Origin of the sequence: Nonomuraea cavernae, from assembly GCF_040655715.1 — a bacterium.
Taxonomy (GTDB): domain Bacteria; phylum Actinomycetota; class Actinomycetes; order Streptosporangiales; family Streptosporangiaceae; genus Nonomuraea; species Nonomuraea cavernae_A.
In genome coordinates this window covers 1-1,471 of record NZ_JBFAKL010000077.1, presented here as the reverse complement: position 1 = coordinate 1,471, position 1,471 = coordinate 1, and the positions used below count along the sequence as shown (strand labels likewise).

Here is a 1,471-nt window from a genome sequence, read left to right as displayed (position 1 = left end):
TAGTACGGCAGTCGTAGATCGTGATCTGGTCATTGGCGAGTGAGGCGGGTTCGTTGGTGGAACCAGCGGGCGCGGGCTTGGTGACGTCGGCGCCAGATGTGCCAGTGCAGGTGGTGTTCCAGGCCATGCCAATGGCGGGTGAGGAGGTTGACCAGGCGTTTCACCTCTGGGACGGTCAGGGGGATCAGTCCTGGGTCGGTGGGTGGAACGTCGGTGGGGCTGGTGGGTGGTGGTGTGCTGGTGGTGGTGCGGCTGTGGGCTGCGGTGATGGCGCAGACGGCCAGGGCGGCCATGGTCAGCACGAGGTGGCGAAGCAGCGCGGGGTAGGTCCTGACCTGGGAGTGGTCGAGGCCGAAGGCGTCCTTACCGGTTTGGAAGTCTTCCTCCACCGGCCATCTGCGTCCGGCGATGGTGATGAGGGTGCGCAAGGTGACGGGGCGCCCTTGCGGGACGAAGCACAGGTAGAACGCCACCTCATGGATGCCTTTGGTGTTGGGGGTCAGGCTGCGGCGGAGGAGCAGGTGACGGCGAGGATCGGCGGTGGCGATCCAGGCCCAGGCGTAGCGGCGTTCTCCCTTGGAACCCGCGCCGCACGAGTCGATGCTCCAGCGGGAGGCGGTGAGCATCTTCAACGCGGAGTCGGCTCTGACCTTGGTGTCGCCACTGAAGGCGATGGGGGTCGACTTGGAGATTGCCAGCACGTAGCCGGTGTCGACTTCGGGAGTTTCCAGCCAGGCGCGCAGTCGTGGGCAGGCGCCGTAGACCTCGTCGCCGGTCACCCATGCCGGTAGCCGGTCCTCGGTGTGCAGGTCGGCCAGGATCTGCCGGCCCAGTTCGGGTTTGGTCGCGAAGGTCACCTGTTCGGGTACCTGGGTTTGGGTGCGGCGGTCGGGGTCGGCGGCCTGCTCGGCGGGAAGGTAGAGGCGGGCACCGACCAGCGCGTGCCCGGCTTTAGTGGTGAAAGTGCAGTACACGACGTTGATGGCGTTGGAGATCCGGCCCGCGCACCCGACGTATTGTCGTTTGACGCCGATGGTGGCGGTGCCCTTCTTCTCCTGTCCCGATTCGTCCAGGACCGCGACTGCGTCACCGTCGTCCAGCCGGTTGCACACGAAGGCGCGGACAGAGGCCATCGCTGCTGTGGTGTCCCACTTCGCTCGTTCCAGCAGGTGCTGCATCTTGCCGGGTGTCTGGTCACCGGCGTGTTCGGCGATGGTCCAGCAGTTCTTGCGTGGCAGGTCGCTCATCAACGCACGCACGTATTTCTTCGCCTGGACGCGGGGTTCCCACCTGCGGAAACAGCTGGCCATGCCGGCCATCAGGTCATCAAGATGACCACCGACCGCCTCAGCCTCTACCATGGCGGCAGCAGCCGCTCGAAGGTCATTGATCGTCACACATCAAGATCACCGGGCGGCTGTTCTGCGTTACGGGCACTGCCCCACAGAGATCACGATCTACGACTGCCGTA

The 1,471-nt window shown here is 65.3% G+C and carries 1 protein-coding gene; it reads right to left on the bottom strand.

Features of this window, described 5'->3' with window-relative positions:
• Nucleotides 1-29: 29 nt before the first annotated feature.
• On the bottom strand, nt 30-1,319 hold the full coding sequence (locus AB0I38_RS40280) for an IS701 family transposase (RefSeq protein WP_436838832.1): 1,290 nt from the start codon (nt 1,317-1,319) through the stop codon (nt 30-32).
• Nucleotides 1,320-1,471: the final 152 nt, after the last annotated feature.